This is a genomic window from Streptomyces sp. NBC_00859, assembly GCF_045161865.1.
Taxonomy (GTDB): domain Bacteria; phylum Actinomycetota; class Actinomycetes; order Streptomycetales; family Streptomycetaceae; genus Streptomyces.
Window position 1 is genome coordinate 6,375,001 of the sequence record NZ_CP108826.1, and the last position, 21,822, is coordinate 6,396,822.

The 21,822-nt window shown below is 70.8% G+C and carries 20 protein-coding genes and 2 rRNA genes (1 of these 22 only partly in view); 17 read left to right on the forward strand and 5 right to left on the reverse strand.

Translation table 11 applies throughout. From position 1 onward, the window contains the following. The 4 genes from OG584_RS28005 to OG584_RS28020 form a co-directional block, all read left to right on the forward strand. Positions 1-1,263: ribosomal RNA gene (locus OG584_RS28005) — 23S ribosomal RNA — on the forward strand (it extends 1,862 nt beyond the left edge of the window). A gap of 111 nt (positions 1,264-1,374) precedes the next feature. Then, positions 1,375-1,491 (forward strand): 5S ribosomal RNA (rrf, locus tag OG584_RS28010). Positions 1,492-1,759: 268 nt separating this feature from the next. After that, entirely contained in the window at positions 1,760-3,052 is a 1,293-nt protein-coding gene (locus tag OG584_RS28015; protein ID WP_405781929.1) for a hypothetical protein, read from the forward strand. After that, the gene (locus OG584_RS28020) at positions 3,052-3,756 is read left to right on the forward strand and encodes a hypothetical protein (RefSeq protein ID WP_405781931.1); all 705 of its coding nucleotides are present in this window, start codon (positions 3,052-3,054) and stop codon (positions 3,754-3,756) included. The genes OG584_RS28015 and OG584_RS28020 overlap by 1 nt, the downstream gene beginning before the upstream one ends. Before the next feature lie 94 nt (positions 3,757-3,850). Here the strand turns inward: OG584_RS28020 and OG584_RS28025 are convergent, their stop codons facing one another. Further along, positions 3,851-5,131, reverse strand: a complete 1,281-nt coding sequence (locus OG584_RS28025; RefSeq protein WP_405781932.1) for a DUF1015 family protein — start codon at positions 5,129-5,131, stop codon at positions 3,851-3,853. Positions 5,132-5,198: 67 nt separating this feature from the next. Between OG584_RS28025 and OG584_RS28030 the strand changes: the two genes are divergently transcribed. From OG584_RS28030 to OG584_RS28045, 4 genes are read left to right on the forward strand one after another with little or no spacing between them, the layout of a single operon-like run. After that, on the forward strand, positions 5,199-6,227 hold the full coding sequence (locus tag OG584_RS28030; protein WP_405781933.1) for an HAD hydrolase-like protein: 1,029 nt from the start codon (positions 5,199-5,201) through the stop codon (positions 6,225-6,227). Positions 6,228-6,285: 58 nt separating this feature from the next. After that, positions 6,286-7,332: a FecCD family ABC transporter permease gene (locus OG584_RS28035; protein ID WP_405781934.1), complete on the forward strand. Its 1,047-nt coding sequence runs from the start codon at positions 6,286-6,288 to the stop codon at positions 7,330-7,332. Continuing rightward, the gene (locus tag OG584_RS28040) at positions 7,329-8,366 is read left to right on the forward strand and encodes a FecCD family ABC transporter permease (RefSeq protein ID WP_405781936.1); all 1,038 of its coding nucleotides are present in this window, start codon (positions 7,329-7,331) and stop codon (positions 8,364-8,366) included. The genes OG584_RS28035 and OG584_RS28040 overlap by 4 nt, the downstream gene beginning before the upstream one ends. A 20-nt stretch (positions 8,367-8,386) precedes the next feature. Continuing rightward, a complete protein-coding gene (locus OG584_RS28045) occupies positions 8,387-9,208 on the forward strand; it encodes an ABC transporter ATP-binding protein (RefSeq protein ID WP_405781938.1) in 822 nt (273 codons plus the stop codon). Here the strand turns inward: OG584_RS28045 and OG584_RS28050 are convergent. After that, positions 9,192-9,539, reverse strand: a complete 348-nt coding sequence (locus OG584_RS28050; protein ID WP_405781939.1) for an SCP2 sterol-binding domain-containing protein — start codon at positions 9,537-9,539, stop codon at positions 9,192-9,194. The two genes, OG584_RS28045 and OG584_RS28050, sit on opposite strands and share 17 nt — an antisense overlap. Positions 9,540-9,581: 42 nt before the next feature. Here OG584_RS28050 and OG584_RS28055 point away from each other — a divergent pair, with 42 nt between their 5' ends. The 6 genes from OG584_RS28055 (at position 9,582) to OG584_RS28080 (ending at position 15,697) form a co-directional block, all read left to right on the forward strand. Beyond that, positions 9,582-9,878, forward strand: coding sequence for a hypothetical protein (locus OG584_RS28055; protein ID WP_405781941.1), 297 nt, complete (start codon positions 9,582-9,584; stop codon positions 9,876-9,878). Positions 9,879-9,885: 7 nt separating this feature from the next. Further along, the gene (locus OG584_RS28060) at positions 9,886-10,701 is read left to right on the forward strand and encodes a TlyA family RNA methyltransferase (RefSeq protein WP_405781943.1); all 816 of its coding nucleotides are present in this window, start codon (positions 9,886-9,888) and stop codon (positions 10,699-10,701) included. Continuing rightward, on the forward strand, positions 10,698-11,693 hold the full coding sequence (locus OG584_RS28065) for an NAD kinase (protein WP_405781944.1): 996 nt from the start codon (positions 10,698-10,700) through the stop codon (positions 11,691-11,693). Before OG584_RS28060 ends, OG584_RS28065 begins: the two co-directional genes overlap by 4 nt. An 88-nt stretch (positions 11,694-11,781) precedes the next feature. Then, positions 11,782-13,524: a DNA repair protein RecN gene (gene recN, locus OG584_RS28070; protein WP_405781946.1), complete on the forward strand. Its 1,743-nt coding sequence runs from the start codon at positions 11,782-11,784 to the stop codon at positions 13,522-13,524. A 136-nt stretch (positions 13,525-13,660) separates the two neighbouring features. Beyond that, positions 13,661-14,431, forward strand: a complete 771-nt coding sequence (locus tag OG584_RS28075) for a hypothetical protein (RefSeq protein WP_405781947.1) — start codon at positions 13,661-13,663, stop codon at positions 14,429-14,431. A gap of 147 nt (positions 14,432-14,578) precedes the next feature. Further along, positions 14,579-15,697 (forward strand): glycosyltransferase family 4 protein, encoded by a 1,119-nt coding sequence (locus tag OG584_RS28080; protein ID WP_405781948.1) that lies wholly within the window; start codon positions 14,579-14,581, stop codon positions 15,695-15,697. 40 nt (positions 15,698-15,737) lie between these two features. On the opposite strand, the gene OG584_RS28085 is transcribed toward OG584_RS28080, so the two are convergent. Further along, positions 15,738-17,327 carry a PucR family transcriptional regulator gene (locus OG584_RS28085; RefSeq protein ID WP_405781949.1) on the reverse strand — a complete coding sequence of 530 codons (1,590 nt, stop codon included), beginning with the start codon at positions 17,325-17,327 and terminating at the stop codon, positions 15,738-15,740. Between the two features lie 814 nt (positions 17,328-18,141). Between OG584_RS28085 and OG584_RS28090 the strand changes: the two genes are divergently transcribed. The 3 genes from OG584_RS28090 to OG584_RS28100 are packed head-to-tail and all read left to right on the forward strand — an operon-like array spanning position 18,142 to position 20,482. Continuing rightward, a complete protein-coding gene (locus OG584_RS28090) occupies positions 18,142-19,095 on the forward strand; it encodes a helix-turn-helix domain-containing protein (RefSeq protein WP_024494954.1) in 954 nt (317 codons plus the stop codon). A gap of 14 nt (positions 19,096-19,109) precedes the next feature. After that, positions 19,110-19,571, forward strand: coding sequence for a cupin domain-containing protein (locus OG584_RS28095; protein ID WP_405781950.1), 462 nt, complete (start codon positions 19,110-19,112; stop codon positions 19,569-19,571). Then, positions 19,568-20,482 carry an NADP-dependent oxidoreductase gene (locus OG584_RS28100; RefSeq protein ID WP_405781951.1) on the forward strand — a complete coding sequence of 305 codons (915 nt, stop codon included), beginning with the start codon at positions 19,568-19,570 and terminating at the stop codon, positions 20,480-20,482. Before OG584_RS28095 ends, OG584_RS28100 begins: the two co-directional genes overlap by 4 nt. Positions 20,483-20,906: 424 nt before the next feature. Here the strand turns inward: OG584_RS28100 and OG584_RS28105 are convergent, their stop codons facing one another. After that, positions 20,907-21,203, reverse strand: a complete 297-nt coding sequence (locus tag OG584_RS28105) for a hypothetical protein (RefSeq protein ID WP_405781953.1) — start codon at positions 21,201-21,203, stop codon at positions 20,907-20,909. After that, the gene (locus OG584_RS28110; RefSeq protein ID WP_240799408.1) at positions 21,200-21,577 is read right to left on the reverse strand and encodes a TnsA-like heteromeric transposase endonuclease subunit; all 378 of its coding nucleotides are present in this window, start codon (positions 21,575-21,577) and stop codon (positions 21,200-21,202) included. Before OG584_RS28110 ends, OG584_RS28105 begins: the two co-directional genes overlap by 4 nt. Positions 21,578-21,822 lie beyond the last annotated feature (245 nt).

Genomic DNA, 21,822 nt, shown 5'->3' on the forward strand with positions numbered 1-21,822 from the left:
TTCGGGTGAACTATGGTTAAGGAACTCGGCAAAATGCCCCCGTAACTTCGGGAGAAGGGGGGCCATTTCTGGTGATCCGATTTACTCGGTGAGCTGGGGGTGGCCGCAGAGACCAGCGAGAAGCGACTGTTTACTAAAAACACAGGTCCGTGCGAAGCCGTAAGGCGATGTATACGGACTGACGCCTGCCCGGTGCTGGAACGTTAAGGGGACCGGTTAGTCACATTTCGGTGTGGCGAAGCTGAGAACTTAAGCGCCAGTAAACGGCGGTGGTAACTATAACCATCCTAAGGTAGCGAAATTCCTTGTCGGGTAAGTTCCGACCTGCACGAATGGCGTAACGACTTCTCGACTGTCTCAACCATAGGCCCGGTGAAATTGCACTACGAGTAAAGATGCTCGTTTCGCGCAGAAGGACGGAAAGACCCCGGGACCTTTACTACAGTTTGATATTGGTGTTCGGTTCGGCTTGTGTAGGATAGGTGGGAGACTTTGAAGCGGCCACGCCAGTGGTTGTGGAGTCGTCGTTGAAATACCACTCTGGTCGTGCTGGATGTCTAACCTCGGTCCGTGATCCGGATCAGGGACAGTGTCTGATGGGTAGTTTAACTGGGGCGGTTGCCTCCTAAAGAGTAACGGAGGCGCCCAAAGGTTCCCTCAGCCTGGTTGGCAATCAGGTGTTGAGTGTAAGTGCACAAGGGAGCTTGACTGTGAGACCGACGGGTCGAGCAGGGACGAAAGTCGGGACTAGTGATCCGGCAGTGGCTTGTGGAAGCGCTGTCGCTCAACGGATAAAAGGTACCCCGGGGATAACAGGCTGATCTTCCCCAAGAGTCCATATCGACGGGATGGTTTGGCACCTCGATGTCGGCTCGTCGCATCCTGGGGCTGGAGTCGGTCCCAAGGGTTGGGCTGTTCGCCCATTAAAGCGGTACGCGAGCTGGGTTTAGAACGTCGTGAGACAGTTCGGTCCCTATCCTCTGCGCGCGTAGGAATATTGAGAAGGGCTGTCCCTAGTACGAGAGGACCGGGACGGACGAACCTCTGGTGTGCCAGTTGTCCTGCCAAGGGCATGGCTGGTTGGCTACGTTCGGAAAGGATAACCGCTGAAAGCATCTAAGCGGGAAGCCTGCTTCGAGATGAGTATTCCCACCCCCTTTGAGGGGTTAAGGCTCCCAGTAGACGACTGGGTTGATAGGCCAGATGTGGAAGCCCGGTAACGGGTGGAGCTGACTGGTACTAATAGGCCGAGGGCTTGTCCTCAGTTGCTCGCGTCCACTGTGTTGTTCCCAGGCCACGAACTATCGTGCCGGCGGGACTTGTTTCACTTACTTAATTGAAGAGTGTGCTTGTTCGCTAGAGCCCAAATAGGGTTTCGGTGGTCATAGCGTTAGGGAAACGCCCGGTTACATTCCGAACCCGGAAGCTAAGCCTTTCAGCGCCGATGGTACTGCAGGGGGGACCCTGTGGGAGAGTAGGACGCCGCCGAACAATCTTTGAAGGACCTTTGGTCCCAGCGTTCAGCGCTGGGACCAAAGGTCCTTTTTTTATTTCCCGAAGCGCGTCGGATCGCCGATTGCGTGAGAATGACTGCGGTACCCGAAGACAGGAGCCCCACCCATGTCCACCAACTCTCCCGACGACCGACCGGAGCGCGAGCCGCGTCGCCGGGACGGCGGTGACCAGGGCGGATTCCGCGGTGGTCGTGACAACCGATCCAGCGGCCCGAACCGGGACAACGACCGTGGTGGTTTCCGCCGTGACGACAGCAGCCGCGGCGACAACCGCGGCGGCAGCGGCGGCTTCCGTGGCGGTCGTGACGACCGTTCGTCCAGTGGTCCGCGCCGTGATGACCGTGGTGGACGTCCGGCCGGTGCCGGTGGTGGGTTCCGTGACGACCGTGGTGGGCGTCCGGCCGGTGGTGGGTTCCGTGGTGGTCGTGACGACCGGCCGTCGAGTGGTCCCCGTCGTGACGACGACCGTGGCGGACGTCCCAGCAGCGGTGGCGGATATCGCGGCGGACAGCGCGACGACCGGCCGTCCTTCCGTCGTGATGACAGCCGTGGTGACCGTCGTGATGACAGCCGGGGTGGCCGCCCCGGTGGTGGCGGTGGCTTCGAGCGTCGTGACGACCGTTCGTCCAGTGGTCCGCGCCGTGACGACCGTGGTGGGCGCCCGGCCGGTGCCGGTGGTGGGTTCCGTGGTGGTCGTGACGACCGGCCGTCGAGTGGTCCCCGTCGTGATGACGACCGTGGCGGACGTCCCAGCAGCGGGGGTGGATACCGCGGCGGACAGCGCGACGACCGGAGCAATGACCGCGGTGGGTTCCGTGGTGGTCGTGACGACCGGCCGTCGAGTGGTCCCCGTCGTGACGACGACCGTGGCGGACGTCCCAGCAGCGGGGGTGGATACCGCGGCGGACAGCGCGACGACCGGAGCAATGACCGCGGTGGGTTCCGTGGTGGTCGTGACGACCGCCCTTCCAGCGGCCCGCGCCGCGATGACGACCGTGGCGGGCGTCCCAGCAGCGGGGGTGGGTTTGCCCGTCGTGACGACCGGCCGTCCTTCCGTCGCGATGACAGCCGTGGTGACCGTCGTGATGACAGCCGGGGTGGCCGCCCCGGTGGTGGCGGTGGCTTCGAGCGTCGTGACGACCGTTCGTCCAGTGGTCCGCGCCGTGACGACCGTGGTGGGCGCCCGGCCGGTGCCGGTGGTGGGTTCCGTGGTGGCCGTGACGACCGGCCGTCCGGTGCCCCGCGCAGGGACGACGAGCGCGGTGGCGGTTTCCGCCGTGACGACCGGCCCAGCGGTGGCGGCTACGACCGGAGCAATGACCGCGGCGGCCGCCCGTCCGGCGGCGACCGCGATGGATTCCGCGGTGGCCAGCGTGACGACCGGGACCGTGGTGGATACCGCGGTGGTCAGCGCGACGAGCGCGGCGGCGGTTTCCAGCGTGACGACCGTGACCGCGACCGCGAGCCGATCAAGCGGCTCCCGATCCCCGAAGACGTCACCGGTCAGGAGATCGACAAGGACGTGCGGCAGGAGCTGATGAGCCTGCCCAAGACCCTCGCCGAGGATGTCGCCAAGAACCTGGTGATGGTCGCCCGGCTGATCGACGAGGACCCGGACGAGGCGTACGAGTACTCCCGTATCGCGCTCCGGCTGGCCTCCCGGGTCGCCGCTGTGCGTGAGGCGGCCGGTTTCGCCGCGTACGCGACCCAGAAGTACACGGAGGCGCTCGCCGAGTTCCGCGCCACGAAGAGGATGACCGGCACGGTCGACCTCTGGCCGGTCATGGCCGACTGCGAGCGTGGCCTGGGCCGGCCGGAGCGGGCGATGGCGATGGCCGGGGAGCCCGAGGTGCAGAAGCTGGACAAGGCGGGGCAGGTCGAAATGCGTCTCGTCGCCGCCGGTGCGCGCCGCGACATGGGGCAGATCGACGCGGCGATCGTGACGCTGCAGAGTCCGGAGCTCGCGTCGAACTCCGTACAGCCGTGGACCGCTCGGCTGCGCTACGCCTACGCCGACGCACTGCTCGCGGCCGGGCGTGAGGACGAGGCGCGCGAGTGGTTCGCCAAGACCATCGAGTCGGACAAGGACGGGTCGACGGACGCCTCGGACCGGCTCGCCGAGCTGGAAGGCGTCGAGTTCGTGGACGTCGAGGACGAGTCGGGCGACGGGCCCGCGGAGTCTCCGGCCGACGCCCCCGGCCACAGCGGGGACGACGACGGCACCGCAGCCGACCGGGACTGACCCCCCGCCGGCCCGGTGAAGGCCGCGTGCTGAGAACGACGAGGGCCGTACCCCGCGAAAGCGGGGTACGGCCCTTTTCCCGGTATCGGTGGTTTCAGTCGATGGTGAGGCTGCGCAGCACGAGCCCGGTCGCCGGTTTCGGCCCGAACGAGGTGGACTTGCGGGGCATCGTCACGCCTTGGCGGGCCAGTTCCCGGACGATCTCCTCGCGTACCGGATGCATCAGAACAGCCGTGCCGCCGTGCCGCTCCGCCTGCTCGACAGCCGCGTCCGTGGCATGGATGTACGCGATGTGCTCAGGGGTGTCGGGGACCGACCAGACCGTGTCCAGGAGCGTGTGGTGGAGGACGGTCGCATCGAGGGAGCGCCAGGCTGCCGGGTGGTCCGCGGGGACCGTGCGGGCCAGCAGCTCCCCGGAAGGGCGGTCGGCGAGATGGAACCGGCCGTCGCCGGCCAGCAGAAAGGCGTTGCCGCAGGCCGCGGCCTCGGCCAGCGCGTCGAGTGCCTGCGCAAGCGTGTCGAGCGCACGGACCCGGAAGACCCCGTCGAGCGCGGCCAGCGCATCGGCGACCGGCAGACGGTGCAGTACCCGGTGGATCGCCCGGACCTGGAGCGGATAGCGGACCGTGTCGATGAGGAGGACCAGTCCGTACCCCCACGGGCCGGGGCCCGGGTGTTCGGAGCGGAGCCGGAGATAAGTGGCCCACCGGTGGTGCCCGTCGGCGATCAGAGCCTGACGGCCCGCGAGGTCCGACTGCGCCTCCGCGATCTCCGCCGGGTCCGTGAGAGCCCACAGCCGGTGGCTGAAGCCGTCCTCGGTGGTCGTCGCGAGCAGCGGCGCCCCGGCTATGGTCCGCTCGATGACGGCCGTCGCGCCCGTGGTTCCCGTCGCGCCGCCCAGGTAGGTCAGAAGCAGCGGTTCGAAGTTGACGGCCGTGGTCCGCATCAGCGCCGCCCGGTCCTCGACGATGTCGGCCATCACGTCCTCGTGGGGGAGGACCACGCCCTCCTCGGGGGCGGAGAGGGCCAGAGCGCCGATCAGCCCGCGCTGGATTACGTCGCCGTTCCGCTGCTCGTACACATAGAGGGCGGCCTCGGGGTCGGCGGCGAGGATTCCGTCCGCGATCCAGCGGGCGAGCGTCGCCGCGGCCTTCTCGTTACGGGCGGCGGGCGTACCGGCCTGCGGCAGGATCAGCCGGACGATGTTGTGCGGATCGGCCGACTCCAGGTGCAGCAGCCCGTCGGGCCTGACGACGACGTCGTACGGGGGAGAGGTGACGGCCGCGAGGCTCCCCACGCGTTCAGGGACGTAACGCACTCCGCGGAAAGGGAGAAGCCGCAGCCCGTTGTCCGCATGCCGACCACTTGAAGTCATTGGTGCATGGTATGTGGGGATCCGTCGTACGGGATGATCGGGAGAAGGACAGCCAACGAGGAGTGCGATGACCCGGCAGACCAGGACCAGCCCCGACGGCATGAAGACGGCGCTGAGTGAGACGTACGACACAGCCCTGCTCGACCTGGACGGTGTGGTGTACGCGGGCGGTGAGGCGATCGACCACGCTGTGAAGTCGCTCGGGACCGCGCGGGACGGCGGGATGCATCTCGCGTACGTCACCAACAACGCGCTGCGGCCGCCGGACGCGGTGGCGCGCCACCTCACCGAGCTGGGGGTGCCGGCCGATGCCGCCGATGTCATCACATCGGCCCAGGCGGTGTCCCGGCTGATCGCCGATCAGGTTCCGCCGGGGGCCAGGGTGCTGGTCATCGGCGGGGAGGGACTCCGGCTCGCGCTGCGCGAACGGGGCCTGGTGCCGGTGGACTCCGCGGACGACTCCCCGGTGGCGGTTGCTCAGGGGTACGGCGGCCCCGACATGACATGGGCACGGTTCGCCGAGGCCGGGTATGCGATCAACAACGGTCTGCCGTGGTTCGTTTCCAACACGGATCTGACCATTCCCAGTGCGCGGGGGATCGCCCCCGGGAACGGGGCCGCGGTCGAGGTCGTCCGCATCGCTACCGGGGCCGAGCCGCAGGTGGCCGGGAAGCCGCTGCCCCCGATGCACCGGGAGACCGTGCTGCGGACCGGCGCCGAGCGGCCGCTGGTCGTCGGGGACCGGCTGGACACCGATATCGAGGGCGCGTTCAACGGAGGCGTGGACTCGCTGCTCGTACTGACGGGCGTGACGGACGCGGCGCAGCTGCTGGCCGCCCCGCCCGAGCACCGGCCGACCTACGTGGACGCCGACCTGCGGGGACTGCTCACCGCGCAGCCCGAAGTGACCGGGGACGGCGGTGCGTTCCGCTGCGGTGGCTGGACTGCTTCCGTACAGGACGGGCAGACGGTCGTCGAGGGTGACGGGGAACCGCTGGACGGTCTGCGGGCGCTGTGTGCCGCGGCCTGGACGTACGCCGGTGACGGTACGTACGGTGCCGGCGCGGGCGACGCGTTGTCGCGCATCGGGCTCTGACCGTACCGGGGCGTCTCCCTCCTCGAAGAATTATGGGAGGGTAGGCTAACCTAACCACGTGTTGGTCGACAGTCCCTCCAGACAGAGCGCGGAGCAAGCTCCCGCGCCCCCCAAGCACAACGCCGCGCGCGCCGCGGGGCTGCTGCTCTCGCTGGCCGTGCTCCTCGTGGTCGTCGTCGCCAGCATCGCGGTCGGTGCCAAGGCGGTGCCGGTCGGCGATGTGTGGCACGGCCTGGTGCACGGTTCGGGCAGCGGCAACGACGTCCTGATCCGGGACGTGCGGGTACCGCGCACCGTGCTGGGGCTCCTCGTCGGGGCCGCGCTCGGGGTCGCGGGAGCGGTGATGCAGGCGCTCACCCGCAACCCGCTCGCCGAGCCCGGGGTTCTGGGCGTCAACGCGGGGGCGTCCGCCGCGGTGGTCTCCGCCATGAGCTTTCTCGGTGTCAGTTCCTTCACCGGCTATGTGTGGTTCGCGTTCGCGGGCGCCGCCGTCGTCTCGGTGCTCGTGTACGTACTGAGCGGGAGCCGCGGAGCCACCCCGGTCAGGCTCGCGCTCGCCGGTACGGCTGTCACCGCGGCACTGTTCGGCTACGTCAACGCCGTACAGCTGCTGGACTCGGCCGCGCTGGACAAGATGCGCTTCTGGACGGTCGGTTCGCTGGCCACGGCCACGACCGGCACCGTCTCGGAGGTCTGGCCCTTCGTGGTGGTCGGGCTGCTCGTCGCGCTGCTGCTCGGCCGCCCGCTCAACGCGATGGCGCTGGGCGACGACACGGCCAGGGCGCTCGGCGCGCATCTGACGCGTACCCGGGTGCTCGCCATGGTCGCCGTCACCCTGCTCTGCGGTTCGGCCACCGCCGCCTGCGGCCCGATCGTCTTCATCGGGCTGATGGTCCCGCACATCGTCCGGGCCATCACCGGTCCCGACATGCGCTGGACACTCCCGTACGCGGCTGTCCTCTCGCCCGTCCTGCTGCTGGGCGCCGATGTCGTCGGCCGGCTGGTCGCCCGGCCCGCCGAGCTCCAGGTCGGCATCGTGACCGCGCTCATCGGCGGTCCCGTCTTCATCTTTCTCGTACGCCGCCGGAGGATGACTCAGCTGTGAAAGCGATCCATGCGATACGGACCCGGGGCGGGGTCTCCCTGCGGGTCGACGTCAGGGCCGCGGTCGTCGTCGTACTCCTCGCGGTGGTCGCGCTGGTGGCCGGCGTGGTGCTCATCGGCAGCGGTGACTTCCCGATCGCACCCGCCGATGTGATCCGCACGCTCCTCGGCAACGGCAGCACGGCCCAGGAGTTCATCGTCAGCGATCTGCGGCTGCCCAGGGCGCTCGTCGGTCTCCTCGTCGGAGCGGCGCTGGGCGTCGGAGGAGCCGTCTTCCAGTCCATCTCCCGCAATCCGCTGGGCAGCCCGGACGTGATCGGTTTCGGACAGGGCGCCAGTGTCGGGGCGCTCTCCGTGATCGTGCTCTTCCACGGTGGTGCCACGGCGGTGGCCGGCGGGGCGGTCGTCGGTGGTCTCGTCACCGGCGTCGCCGTGTACCTGCTGGCGTGGAAGCGCGGCGTGCACGGCTACCGGCTGGTCCTCGTCGGAATCGGCGCCGCCGCGATGCTCACCGCCTGCAACAGCTATCTGCTGACCAAGGCCAATCTCGTCGACGCGACCCGCGCCGTCGTGTGGATGACCGGATCGCTCGACGGCCGTGACTGGTCGCAGGTCTGGCCACTGCTCGCCGCCTGCGTGGTCCTGATACCGCTGGTGCTCGGATACGGGCGCAACCTCAGGATGCTGGAGATGGGCGACGACGCCGCGTACGCCCTGGGGGTGCGGGTCGAGCGGACCCGGCTGGTGCTGATGCTGGCCGCCGTCCTGCTCACCGCTGTGGCCACCGCCGCCGCCGGACCGATCGCCTTCGTCGCGCTCAGCGCTCCCCAGCTGGCCCGGCGGCTGACCCGCTCGCCGGGCGCCAATCTCCTCCCGTCGGCCTTCATGGGCTCCGCCCTGCTGGTCGTCGCCGACTGGATCGCCCAGCGGGCCTTCGGTGACCGGCAGCTTCCGGTGGGCGTGGTGACCGGAGTCCTCGGCGGCTGCTACCTGCTGTGGCTGCTGGTCTCCGAACGCAAGGCAGGACGGATCTGATGACAACCAGGAGTACGACCATGCAGCGACTCACCGCCGAATCGGTCACCCTCGGCTACGAGCAGCGGACCATCGCCGAGAACCTCTCGGTGGAGATCCCCGACAACTCCTTCACCGTCATCGTCGGGCCGAATGCCTGTGGCAAGTCGACACTGCTGCGCGCGCTGTCGCGCATGCTGAAGCCCTCCCAGGGGCGGGTGCTGCTCGACGGCCAGGTGATCGGCTCGATGCCCGCCAAGAAGGTGGCCAGGACGCTGGGGCTGCTTCCGCAGTCCTCCATCGCCCCCGACGGCATCACCGTCGCCGACCTGGTGGCGCGCGGCCGCTACCCGCACCAGGGGCTGCTGCGCCAGTGGTCGCCGGAGGACGAGCGCATCGTCGAGGAATCCATGGCGTCGACGCGGATCGGTGAGCTCGCCGACCGCTACGTCGACGAACTCTCCGGGGGCCAGCGCCAACGCGTGTGGATCGCGATGGCGCTCGCCCAGCAGACGCCGCTGCTCCTGCTCGACGAGCCGACGACCTTCCTCGACATCCAGCACCAGATCGACGTGCTGGACCTCTGCGCCGAACTGCACGAGACCCAGGGGCGCACTCTGGTGGCCGTACTGCACGACCTGAACCACGCCGCGCGCTACGCGACCCACCTCATCGCGATGCGGGAGGGCGAGATCGTCGCCGAGGGGCCGCCCGCGGAAGTGGTCACGGCAGGGCTGGTGGAGAAGGTGTTCGGGCTGCGGTGCCAGATCATCGACGACCCGGAGACGGGGACACCGCTGGTGGTTCCCGCCGGGCGCCGGGCCCGTACACCGGGGACGGCCGCGGCTACAGCAGTGTCCTGAGGCGCAGCAGATCACGGAAGCCCGCCTCGAGCCGGACCCGCCCCGAGCCCCAGGCCTTCGCGAAGTTCAGCTCGCCCCCGACCAGGGCCACCAGGTCGTCGCCCTTCATCGCCAGCCGGATCTGGGCCTTCTCGGGCGGCGGGCCCTGGACGGTGTCCAGGACCTGGATCCGGCCGTCCACCAGGCGCCCGGTGAAGGTGATGTCGAGGTCGGTGATGTGGCAGCTCAGTGAGCGGTCCTGAGCCGCCGCGCCGCGTACCTGGCTGTTCGCCTCTGTCATGTTGTCCGAGAGCCTGTCGAGGGCGCTGCGGCACTCTTCTGTCGTCGCCATCGTGACCGACCGTACCGCAGTGCTTCGCGGTAGCGTCTGGGCATGAGTGACGTGATGCCGGAGCCCGCCGGGGCGCGGGCCGGGAGCCAGGACGGTACGGAAGACACCCCTGCGCCGCTGGGGGTGGCCCGCACGCCGACCGGGAACAGCGGGGTGGACGCGGTACTCGACCGGCTGGCCGACGCCGACCACCTCGCTGCCGGCGGACATGTCGAGGTGTACGAAGATGTACACCAGGGGCTGCGCGATGCGCTGGACGCGCTGGACGCACCGCCCGGACCGCCGGTCCCGGCCGGTGGCCCCCTCCCTCACAACGTCCCTCACAACAGCAGGAGCTGAACCGAACGTGGCAGGAGTGGCACGCCGGCGTCTCGACGCCGAGCTGGTCCGCCGGAGTCTCGCCCGCTCGCGGGAGCACGCGAGCCAGCTCATCGCGGCAGGGCGGGTAACCGTCGCGGGCGCCACCGCGACCAAGGCGGCCACCCAGGTGGAGACGAGCGCCGCCGTGGTCGTACGCAAGGACGACGACGACCCCGACTACGTCTCGCGCGGCGGGCACAAGCTCGCCGGCGCCTTCGCGGCGTTCACACCGCTGGGGCTGCGCGTCGAAGGGCGGCGGGCGCTCGACGCGGGCGCGTCCACCGGCGGCTTCACCGACGTGCTGCTGCGGGCGGGCGCGGCACACGTCGTCGCGGTGGACGTCGGATACGGGCAGCTCGCCTGGTCGCTGCAGAGCGACGACCGCGTCACCGTCAAGGACCGTACGAACGTACGCGAGTTGACGCTGGACGACATCGGCGGAACGCCCGTGGACCTCGTCGTCGGAGACCTCTCGTTCATCGCCCTGGGCCTGGTTCTGCCCGCTCTCGTGCGGTGCGCGGGCCCCGGCGCCGATCTGGTGCTGATGGTCAAACCGCAGTTCGAGATCGGCAGGGACCGGCTGGGCAGCGGGGGTGTGGTCCGCAGCCCGGAGCTGCGCGCGGAGACGGTAAGGACCGTGGCCGGGCAGGCGGCCGGGCTCGGACTCGGTGTGCGGGGTGTCACCGCCAGCCCGCTGCCGGGGCCATCGGGAAACGTCGAGTACTTTCTGTGGCTGCGGGCGGATGCGCCCGCACTCGATCCGGCGAATGTGGAGCGTGCAGTGGCGGAGGGGCCGCAGTGACGGATGAAGCATCACCATCGGCAGCTGGTTCATGGCCGGGAGTACCACCGGCGCACGCTCCGGCAGCACCGGGAACCGTACCGGCGGCGGCGTCCACCGCCGAACGCACGGTCTTCCTGCTCGCTCACACCGGGCGGCCCGCCGCCATCCGCAGCGCGGAGCGCGTCGTGGAGGGCCTGCTGAAGAACGGGCTGCGGGTGCGGGTCCTGGTGGCGGAGGCGGCCGATCTGCCCGTACCGCCCTCGGTCGAACTCGTCGCCGAGGCGACACCCGCCTGCCTCGACGGCTGTGAACTGCTGATCGTGCTGGGCGGCGACGGAACGCTGCTGCGCGGTGCCGAGTTCGCCCGCGCGTCCGGGGTGCCGATGCTCGGCGTCAACCTGGGCCGGGTCGGCTTCCTCGCCGAGGCCGAGCGCGACGACCTCGACAAGGTCGTGGACCGGGTGGTCAGCCGGTCGTACGAGGTCGAGGAGCGGATGACCGTCGACGTCCTCGTCCACAACAACGGCGACATCGTGCACCGGGACTGGGCGCTCAACGAGGCCGCCGTGCAGAAGACCGAGCCCGAGCGGATGCTGGAGGTCGTACTGGAGATCGACGGCCGTCCGGTGACCGGCTTCGGCTGCGACGGCGTCGTCTGCGCGACCCCGACCGGTTCGACCGCGTACGCCTTCTCTGCCGGAGGACCGGTGATCTGGCCGGAGGTGGAGGCGCTCCTGATGGTGCCCATCGGCGCGCACGCCCTGTTCGCCAAACCGCTGGTGACCTCTCCCTCGTCCATCCTCGCGGTCGAGGTGCAGCCGCACACCCCGCACGGCGTCCTGTGGTGCGACGGGCGCCGTTCGGTGGAGCTGCCCGCGGGGGCGCGCGTCGAGGTGCGCAGGGGCGCCGTACCCGTACGGCTGGCACGGCTGCACCACGCGTCGTTCACCGACCGTCTCGTGGCCAAGTTCGCGCTGCCGGTGGCGGGCTGGCGCGGGGCGCCGCACTGACTGCTCCACGGCCGCGCGAGGCGTCCCGCGCGGCCGTGCCGGGGCCCCGCCGACCGGGCCACGTCGCACGGGACCCGGGAAACCTCGTATGGTCATGTGCGTGTTGGAGGAGATGCGGATACGGTCGCTCGGAGTCATCGACGACGCTGTGGTGGAGCTTTCACCCGGTTTCACCGCGGTGACCGGTGAGACCGGCGCGGGCAAGACCATGGTCGTGACCAGCCTCGGGCTGCTGCTCGGCGGGCGCGCCGACGCCGCCCTGGTGCGGCTCGGAGCCAAGTCGGCGGTGGTCGAGGGGCGGATCGTGCTGCCCCCGGGTGCGCCGGCCGCGGTACGGGCCGAGGAGGCGGGCGCCGAACTCGACGAGGGCGCGCTGCTCATCAGCCGGACCGTCTCCGCCGAAGGGCGCTCCCGGGCGCACATCGGCGGACGTTCCGTACCTGTCGGGCTGCTCGCCGAGATCGCCGACGAACTGGTCGCCGTCCACGGGCAGACCGACCAGCAGGGACTGCTGCGCCCGGCCAGACAGCGCCAGGCCCTCGACCGGTACGCGGGAGACGCCGTGGCCGGCCCGCACACGAAGTACGCGGCTGCCTACAAGCGGCTGCGCGCCGTCGCCGCGGAGCTCGACGAGCTGACCACCCGGGCGCGTGAGCGGGCCCAGGAGGCGGACCTGCTCCGCTTCGGTCTCGATGAGATCGCAGCGGTCGATCCGCTCCCGGGCGAGGACACCGAACTCGCTGCGGAGGCCGAGCGGCTGGGGCACGCCGAGGCGCTCGCGTCCGCAGCGTCCGCCGCGCACACCGCTCTCGTCGGCAATCCGGAGGACCCCGAGAGCGTCGACGCGACGACGCTCGTCGCCGGGTCGGGCCGGGCGCTGGACGCCGTACGCAGCCACGACCCCGCGCTGGCCGCGCTCGCCGAACGCATCGGTGAGATCGGCATCCTGCTCGCCGACGTGTCGGGGGAGCTGGCCGGGTACGCGGACGACCTCGACGCCGATCCGCTGCGGCTCGCCGCCGTGGAGGAACGGCGGGCCGCGCTGACACAGCTGACCCGTAAGTACGGACAGGACATCGCGGCCGTGCTGGCCTGGGCCGAGGAGAGCGCCGCGCGCCTCGCCGAGCTGGAGGGGGACGACGACCGGATCGGCGAGCTGACAGCGGAGCACGACGCGCTGCGCTCCGAACTGTCGGGACTCGCGCAGACGCTGACCGACGCCCGTACGGAAGCAGCCGAACGGTTCGCGGGCGCCGTCACCGCCGAACTCGCCTCGCTGGCCATGCCGCACGCGCGGGTGTCGATCGACATCCGGCAGACCGAGGACCCGGAAGGGGTCGAGGTCGGCGGGCGGACCGTCGCCTACGGCCCGCTGGGTGCCGACGAGGTGGAACTGCTGCTCGCCCCGCACCCCGGTGCGGCCGCCCGGCCCATCTCCAAGGGGGCGTCGGGCGGTGAGCTTTCCCGGGTGATGCTCGCGGTCGAGGTCGTCTTCGCGGGGTCCGACCCCGTACCGACGTACCTCTTCGACGAGGTCGACGCAGGGGTCGGCGGCAAGGCGGCAGTGGAGGTGGGCCGTCGGCTCGCCAGGCTCGCCAGGTCCGCTCAGGTCGTGGTCGTGACCCACCTTCCGCAGGTGGCCGCCTTCGCGGACCGGCAGCTGCTCGTCGAGAAGACGAACGACGGCTCGGTGACCCGCAGTGGTGTCACGGTCCTGGAGGGCGAGGACCGGGTCCGGGAGCTCTCCCGGATGCTCGCCGGCCAGGAGGACTCGGAAGCGGCGCGGGCACACGCCGAGGAGCTGCTGGCCACGGCGCGGGCCGACGGCTGAGCGGGACCCCGCGGAGGGCCGGCCCGCGGCGGCGGGCCGGCAGCCGGGCTGCGGGGGAGCGGCGCTGACGGGGGTTCGCGCCCGGAGTTCCGGGGTGCCGCCGGGACCCTCCCGCACGAGGCCTAGGGTGGAACGCATGATCAGACACGGCGCCCGTACCGCCGCACTCCTCGCCTCGTTCGGCGCGACCCGCGCCGTGGCGACAGGTCTGCGCAGCCGGCTGCCGGGCGGCTCGCCGCGCTGGGAGCGCACCAACTACGCGGGGCGCACGGTCGACCTCTGCGCCGGCCCGGCCGCCACGGTCGGAGCCGCGGTCGGCGCGGTTGCCGGGACCCTTCCGCCCCGCGCCCGAGGCGCGGCCACGCTTGCCGTGCTCACGGCCGGGGCCTGCGGGGCCTACGACGACACCGCCGGTGCGGGCGACCCGCGCCGCGGTTTCCGTGCCCATCTCCGGGCCCTGGGCCACGGTGAGATCACCAGCGGCACCGTGAAGCTCCTCGGTATCGGCGCGGCGGGTATGGCCGCGGGCGCGATGCTCAAGGACCGCCCCGTCGACCGGATACTCGCCGGTGTCGTCGTCGCCGGCACCGCCCACTTCGTCAACCTGGTGGACGTACGCCCGGGGAGGGCGGCCGTCGCCGTCATCGGCCTCGCGGCGCCCGGTCTGCTGCGGCGCGGCCCGGCCGGCGCGCTTGCCGCCGCACCGCTGGGAGCCGCATCGGCGGTCGTCATCGACGACCTGGCCGAACAGACCATGCTCGGCGACGCGGGGGCGCACGCGCTCGGCGCCGCCCTCGGCGTGGCAGTTGTCGCGGGAAACGGGCGGGCCGGACTCGCCGTCCACGCGGCAGCGGTGATCGCCGCAGCCGCGTACGGTGACAGGGTGAGCCGGGTGGCAGCCGGGTGAGCCGCGGCTCACCCGTGCGGGTGACAGCTCCGGCGCGTTGACGCGACGGTAGCGGGGCTCAGGCCTTCGGAGAGTGCCGGAACGCGCGTGCGGGCTGGCATCCTGGGGCGCACCATCCGTCCGACGCCGACTCAGGAGCTCCGGTCAGTGAGCAGCACCCAGGTCCCGCCGTACGGCCGTTCACCTCTCCGCGCCGTCCAGGTGCTGGGCGGCGGCAGCGCCGGCGGCAGCGCCCACGTCCGGTCCGTCTCCGCGGGCCTGGTCGAGCGGGGCGTGCACGTCACGGTGTGCGCCCCCGTCGAGCTGGAGCGTGCGTACGGCTTCAGCGGGACGGGCGCGCACTTCGTGCCCGTGCCCCGGCGCAGTGATCCGGCGTCCGTCACCGCGCTGCGCGCCGCCTGCCTGCGGGCCGACGTCGTCCACGCCCACGGGCTGAACGCCGCCGTGCGGACCTCGTTGGCGCTCAGTGGACTGCGGCTGCCCCTGGTCGTCACCTGGCACACCCGCCCGCACGCCGAGGGAGCCAGGGGCCGCCTCCTGCGGCTGATGGAGCGAAGGGCCGCCAGAGCTGCGGCAGTTGTGCTCGGTACGTCGTCCGAACTGGTCGACAGGGCGCGCAGCCGGGGCGCGCGCGACGCGCGACTCGCGCCGGTCGCCGTCCCGGCGCCCCGGGTGGCCGCCGGCGGGGCGGAGAGCAAGGCGCGTGCGGAAATGGGCGCGGTCGGGAGGCCGTTGGTGATGGCGGTGGGCAGTCTGGTCCCGCACCACGGATACGGGACACTGCTGGACGCCGCCCGGCTCTGGCAGCACCTCGACCCGGTACCGCTGCTGGTGATCGCCGGAGAGGGCGTCGAGCGTGCCGTGCTGCAGAGCCGTATCGAGGCCGACGCGCTCGCGGTCCGGCTCATCGGCAGCCGCGACGATGTGACGGAGCTCCTCGCGTCCGCCGATGTCGCGGTGCTGTGCAGCCGTTGGGAGGCGCGCTCACTGGTGGCGCAGGAGGCGCTGCGGCTGGGGGTGCCACTGGTCGCTACGGCGGTCGGCGGGGTGCCCGAGCTGGTGGGCGACGCGGCCGAACTCGTCCCGTACGGCGATCCCGGGGCGCTCGCCGCGCGGGTGAGCGCGCTGCTGGCCGACCCTGCTCGGCGGGACGAGCTCGCCCACGCGGGCCTGGCCCAGGCCGCGAGCTGGCCGACCGAGGACGAGACCGTGGCGCAAGTGCTGAGCGTCTACGACGAGTTGACGCAGTCCGCCACCGACGGCTGAGGCTGCGGCCCGCCGCATCCGGGGGCCCGGACAGACCTTGTCACGGGGTGTGCCTGCGGGCCCGCAGTGCCAGGCTCAGGGCCAGCACCGTCTGCGGGTCGTCCAGGTCGGTACCGAGGAGTTCGGCGATCCGCGCCAGCCGGTTGTAGAGCGTCTGACGGTTGAGATGCAGCTCCCGTGCCGTTTCGGCCTTGCGGCCCGCGTGCGCCAGATAGGTCTGGAGTGTGGGCAGCAGCGCGGGCCGGGACGTACGGTCGTGGTCACGCAGCGGGCCGATGGCCCGGTCCACGAAGGCCGCCAGGTCCGGCTGGTCGCGCAGCCGCCAGAGCAGCAGATCGATGTCCAGACGCCGCGCGTCGTACCAGGGGCGGTCGGGCAGACCCTGCGCGGCGGTCGCCGTCTCCGCGGCGTGCCGCAGACCGGCTGAAGCGGCGGCCCAGCCACCCGCAACGCCCACCACCACGATCGGCGGATGCGCGCCGGCCCGCTCCAGGCCCGCGCGCGCCACACCTGCCCGCAGCGCGACGGCCACCCGGTCGGCCACGGCGGTGCGTTCCGATTCCGTACGCAGGCCGAGAAGCAGCGGGACCCGGCCCTCCACGGGACGCACGCCCAGGAGCACCGGCACCCCGACGGAGCTCAGTTCCTCCAGGACGGCGCGGGCCAGCACCGCCCAGTTGCCCGACGGCGAGAGTTCGGCGGCCAGCCGCATCACCACGGGGAGCAGCGGGCCGTCACCCGGGCGGAAACCGAGGACCCGGGCCTGTGCGGGCGCGTCGTGGGACAGGACCCGGCCCTCGGCCAGGTCGGTCAGGAAGTCTCCGCGCCCGCGTGCGGCCAGCTCCTCCTCCTGGCGGGCCTGCATCAGGACGACGGCGAGGATCCCGGCGGCGCGCTCGGCGGCCATCCGGTGCACCGGGGCCAGCGGCGCCGTCACCGGGAGCAGCGCCAGTCTGGCCCGGACCGAACCGGCACCCGAGCCGCCGCCGGGCACGTCCACCAGCACCGCCCCCGCCGGGCGGTGCCCGCGCAGCCCCTCCCACACCTGGAGCGGCTCACCCTCGCCCGCGGCGTAGAGGAGCTGCCCGTCAGGGGTCTCCAGAAAGACCGGATTGGCGGTGAACTCGGCGAGGATCGACAGCACCTGCGGTACTCCGCCGCCGCCGAGCAGCGCCTGGGTGCACCTGCGGTGCACCTCGTCGGCGCGCTGCACCAGCGCGTAGTGACCGTTGACGATCTCGGTGTGGACCTCCTCCGTCACCGAGACGAAGGGCACCTCGCGGTGCAGCTGGACCAGCGGCAGTCCGGCTGCCCGAGCGGTCTCCACGAGCGTCGAGGGCAGCTGTGAGAAGCGCGGGCCGAGCTCCACGACGAGGGCGGCGATCCCGCGGTCGGCGAGCCGCCGGACGAACGCCCGCTGTTCGGCGGGGCGGGTGCCGAGCCCCAGCCCCGTGGTGAGGAGCAGCTCGCCGCCCTTGAGCAGGGAGGCCATGTTCGGCACCTCACCCGCGTGCACCCAGCGGACGGTGCGGCTGAGCCGGTCGGCGCCCGCGACGACCTCGGGCAGTCCGCCGCGCAGCCCCGGCAGCTCAAGCGCCCGCTGCACCGTGATCCCGCCCTGGTTCTCCATGGGGCCGGACGCTACCCGAAGCCGTGCCGAGGGTGCCCGTGAGCCATGTCCGCGCCCGGTAGCGCTCGGGATCGAAGGCGGGTGGGGCGTCCGCCGCGGGAGCCCTTGGCTTTGCGGCGGGCGATCTGGTCGCTGCGTTCCGGGCTGGTGAACGCGATCCCGCGAGCTCAACAATCGACAGGCTCCGCTGATCGACATCCACGCCGTTTGAACAGAGTCCCGATTTCACCCACCTCGCCAGACCGCGCGGGGTTACACCGAGTGACCGGCCTCGAACGTCGAAACGATGCCGCCGACCGCAGATCGGCAGGTCCGATCGGTCCGAGCGTCGGTGCCGTTCCCATTCCCGGCTTCCCGGCGTCGTGCGCGCATAACGCTGGGCTGACCGGCAAAAGAGACACTCGTTCATGCGATCACGAAGACCACGCGCGATCCTCGCTGCCGCGTTCTTTGCGGCGGTGACTGCGGTGGTGCTCACCAGACGTTACCGGCCGGCGCTCAAGACGACGGGGCTTCGCAACCCGGTACCCGGCCGGCGGTCATGGGTGTCGGCAGGCCGGCCGTCACAGCCGCGTCCACCAGCGGACTCCAGTTGATCGCCAACGAGCGTGAACACATCTCGAAGTCCATCGCGGCGGTTACCACCGATTCCGATATCGGTGCTGCGCTCACCGTTCGGCCGTCGGTCGCCGGCGCGACTGATCCGTCCACCGCGTGCACCAGAGCCTGGTAGAGCAGATGCGGGCCGGCGCCGCTGTACCCCCCCCCGCCGAACACCGTGCCTGAGCAGAAGTGTCGCCGTTATCATTGACCGGTGATCGGCAACCTTGAGTCGTTCCAGGACGAGCTGGCCGCCAGCGGGTTTCCGCCGCTGATCAACAAGCTGGCCGGGGCCGGCTTCCGGGGCGGGATCGCCACCCGTGACCTCGGGCCGCTGCGGCTGGTCTCCCTCGACACGCCCGAGAGCGCCTGCATCGGGCGGGAGCGCGACGCCTCCGACGGCGAGAACCTGGCGGTCAAGGTGATGACCCGGGGCCGGACGCGGATCGAGCAAGGGCGCGGCGACGCCGAACTCGGGCCGACCGACCTGGTACTGCTCGATCCCACGCGTACGCTCCGGTTCGAGAGCACCGCCTCGGCGCACGTCACCATCCTGGTTCCGCGCCGGGAGCTTCGGATCCGGCCCGCGCAGATCGACCGGCTCATCGGCGTACGCATCGACGGCAGCCACGGCCCGGGCGCTCTCGTCTCCGTGCTGGCCCGGCAGTCGGCGTGGTCGGCGACCGAGTTCCGCGAGGCGGAGGCGCTGCGGTCGGCGGCGGCCGTCGTCGAGCTGATCGCGGTCGCACTGGAGGCCCGGCTCGGCGACGAACAACCGGCCGCGGACGAGTGGCTGCGGAGCCGGATCGCCGGCTACATCGAGACCCGGCTGGCCGATCCCGATCTGTCCCCGCCTGGCATCGCCGCCACCCACAACATATCCGTACGCCGGCTGCACAAGCTGTTCGAGGACCAGCCGCTCACCGTCGCGGCCCTGATCCGCCGTCGCCGCCTGGAGCGCTGCCGGGCCGAGCTGACCGGAAGCGGACGTACGGTCACCGCCGTGGCCGCCCGGTGGGGATTCTCCGATCCCACCCATTTCAGCAAGCTCTTCAAGGCGACGTACGGCTACAACGCCCGTGCACTGGTAACCAGCAACCGTGCACAGACGACCAAGACGCGCACAGCCGGCCCGGACAAGGATGGTGGTGACCAAGGCAGGCAATAGCAATAGGAGAAGTCGTGGCGAAGATAAACATCGTCCGCCCCGGTGAGGGCGAGATCCTCGGCAGCGGGGCGCAGCAGATCCGCATCCTGGAGAACGGCGAGCACACCGACCACCGGCTGGGGTTCGCCGAGGTCACCATTCCGCCGGGCACCCCGAGCCCGTTGCAGCATCGCCACGCCCAGCATGACGAGGGCTTCTACGTGCTGGCGGGAACTTTCCGGTTCACCGTCGGCGAGGACCAATACGACGCCGGGCCGGGCACCTGGGTCATCGTGCCGACCGGGGCGCCGCACACGTTCGCCAACGTCGGCGACGAGAACGCGGTCATGCTGAACACCTTCACGCCGGACCTGTATGTGCAGTACTTCCGCGACTTCAAGGCCATGATCGATTCCGGGCAGCCGGTCAACGCCGAGACCATGCAACCGCTCTGGAAGAACTACGCCACCGAGATCTCGAACGAATACGCCTCGTGAAGCGCCTTCAATACGACCGCTACGGCGGCCCGGAGGTGATGCGGCTCGCTGAGTTCGAGCCACCACGCCCGGGTCCGGATGAGGTTCTCGTCCGCGTCCGAGCGGCGGCTTCCAACGCGCTGGACTGGAAGATGCGCAACGGCGAGATGAAGCTGATGACCGGCCGCTCCTTTCCCCGGGCGATGGGGCACGACTTCGCCGGAGTCGTCGAGGCGGTCGGCGCCGGCGTCACCCGCCTGAAGGCCGGCGACGCGGTACTCGGCCGGGCTCGGTTCCGGCATGCGGGGGCGTTCGCCGAGATGGTGACGGCCCCGGAGAAGGCGGTCGTGCTCAAACCGGTGGACCTCTCGTACGAGCAGGCAGCCGCCCTGCCGACCGTGGGCGTGACCGCCTACCAGGCCACGGCGGAAATCCGGCCCGGTCAGGCGGTCTTCGTCAACGGGTACCTGGGCGGGGTGGGCCGTTCCGCCGCCCAGTTCGCCCAGGCGCGGGGAGCCTCGGTCGCCGGCAGCTGCCGCAACCCTGCGGCCGACGAGGCCCACGAGCTCGGCGTCGAGCCGGTCGTGGGTTTCGGCTTCGACCCGGCCGCCCTCGCGGAACGGTTCGATCTCGTCCTCGACACGCCCGGCATGCTTACCTTCGCCGCGGCCCGAACGCTGCTGAAGCCCGGCGGAACCATCGTCGACATCGTCCCAACCCCGGCCAAAATGATCAGAAGCGCACTGCCCGGCCCGTTCCGGGCGATGATGGGCCGACCGGTGACCGCCGACCTGGAGGAGGTGGCCCGGACCCTGCGCCTGCCCATCGCCCGTACGGTCCCGTTGGCCGAGGCGATTCCCGCCCTGACGGAGCTGGAGCGCGAGCAGCGCCCGAAGGGCGGCAAACTGGTCATCGCCATGGCCGGAAGCTGAGCCGGGCCGAGCTGGGGCGTGTCCTGTAGGTCGGCACGCAGCCATCCTTGGTTCCGTGGCCCCGTGGCGTGGATCGCAGCGACTACGGCTTCACCGATCTGGGTCAGTTTCATCGGTGATGCCGTGGTTGTACGAGTGAGAAGTGGGTGTCCGATCTCGCGACGCAGTCTTCCAACTCTCGTGATCAGGGCCGTGCGGGCCGCGAGGTCCTCGTCATCGGCGGCAGACGGGCCTGACCTATCGTGGATCAGCTCGGCGCGATCGCAAGTCAGCAGCTCGCGCAGTGACATCCTGGCCAGCCGGTCGCGCCCGTCCTTGAGGACGACCTCCATGCCCGTGGCCAGGCTGGCGAACTCCACGACCTCGACCGTCTCGCCGTCCAGCCGGAAGTGCGTCCCGACCCCCAGCTTCGTCCCCGCCCCGCTCATGCTGCCCTCCGCAACACGTGGCCTGTGCTCAACGGCCGGTCCAGCGCGGTCGTCACATGCCCGGACCACAGCAGGTACAGCACCGCCGACTTCACCAGCGGCCGGGGACACTCCGGCCGCAGCCGGAAGGCGTCGCCCAGCGACATCCCGTCCAGGTCCACCGCCCGCAGCGCGGTCACCGGGTCAGGGTCGAACAGCCAGGCGCGGCGGTAGCCGGCCAGGAACCGGACGTTTTCCAGCACGTGCGGATCCGGCTCGCTCCACACCTCGTACTGCCACCCGCGCGAAGTCACGGCCTCCTGCGTCCAGGCGAAGGTGAAAGCGACTTCCGGCTTCTCAAGTCGGTGCCGCGGTTGACGTCCACGACCACCGGACCGTCATCCGTCAGTAGCAGATAGTCCGGGATGTGCTTGCGGACCTTGCCATCAACGCCGGCCTTGAGCAGGAACGGCTGGGCGACGATTTGCCGCACCTCGGGAGCGAAGCCGGCGAACAACAGCCGCCCCAGCTCCAGCCGCGACTCGTAGATCACATGATCGCCCACGGTCGCCGACCAATACGTGCCCGAATAGTGCTGCTGCCCCTTGAACCAGCGGAACGTCCGCCACGGCCGGGCCTGCCGCAGCAGCCCGAGCGGCACCGATGGCCACTCCAGGTCCTCCACCACGGACTCGTCACCACGCCGGACACTCAGCCGTACCGGCGCGGCCACCGCTGTACCCATCGGACCACCAACCCCGCGTTTCTCCAGGCAGCCTCGCCAGCCGCCGAACGCTGGGGTCCTGCCCCGGCCACGCCCGCAGACGCCGCCCGGGGCAGTCCTGTACAAAAAGTGGGGAACTACTGGCTCACGAGGCATGAATCCCATGCCCGCGTCCTACTGGCCACGCAGTGGACACGGCCGGTGGGAAA

Bases quoted from the DNA above. Each gene is read 5' to 3' on its own strand.
- OG584_RS28085 (WP_405781949.1), bottom strand. From the start codon at position 17,327: ATGGAGAACCAGGGCGGGATCACGGTGCAGCGGGCGCTTGAGCTGCCG.
- OG584_RS28025 (WP_405781932.1), bottom strand. From the start codon at position 5,131: ATGACTTCAAGTGGTCGGCATGCGGACAACGGGCTGCGGCTTCTCCCT.
- recN (WP_405781946.1), top strand. From the start codon at position 11,782: ATGGTCATGTGCGTGTTGGAGGAGATGCGGATACGGTCGCTCGGAGTC.
- OG584_RS28030 (WP_405781933.1), top strand. From the start codon at position 5,199: ATGACCCGGCAGACCAGGACCAGCCCCGACGGCATGAAGACGGCGCTG.
- OG584_RS28075 (WP_405781947.1), top strand. From the start codon at position 13,661: ATGATCAGACACGGCGCCCGTACCGCCGCACTCCTCGCCTCGTTCGGC.
- OG584_RS28050 (WP_405781939.1), bottom strand. From the start codon at position 9,539: ATGGCGACGACAGAAGAGTGCCGCAGCGCCCTCGACAGGCTCTCGGAC.
- OG584_RS28020 (WP_405781931.1), top strand. From the start codon at position 3,052: ATGAGCCTGCCCAAGACCCTCGCCGAGGATGTCGCCAAGAACCTGGTG.
- OG584_RS28045 (WP_405781938.1), top strand. From the start codon at position 8,387: ATGCAGCGACTCACCGCCGAATCGGTCACCCTCGGCTACGAGCAGCGG.
- OG584_RS28055 (WP_405781941.1), top strand. From the start codon at position 9,582: ATGAGTGACGTGATGCCGGAGCCCGCCGGGGCGCGGGCCGGGAGCCAG.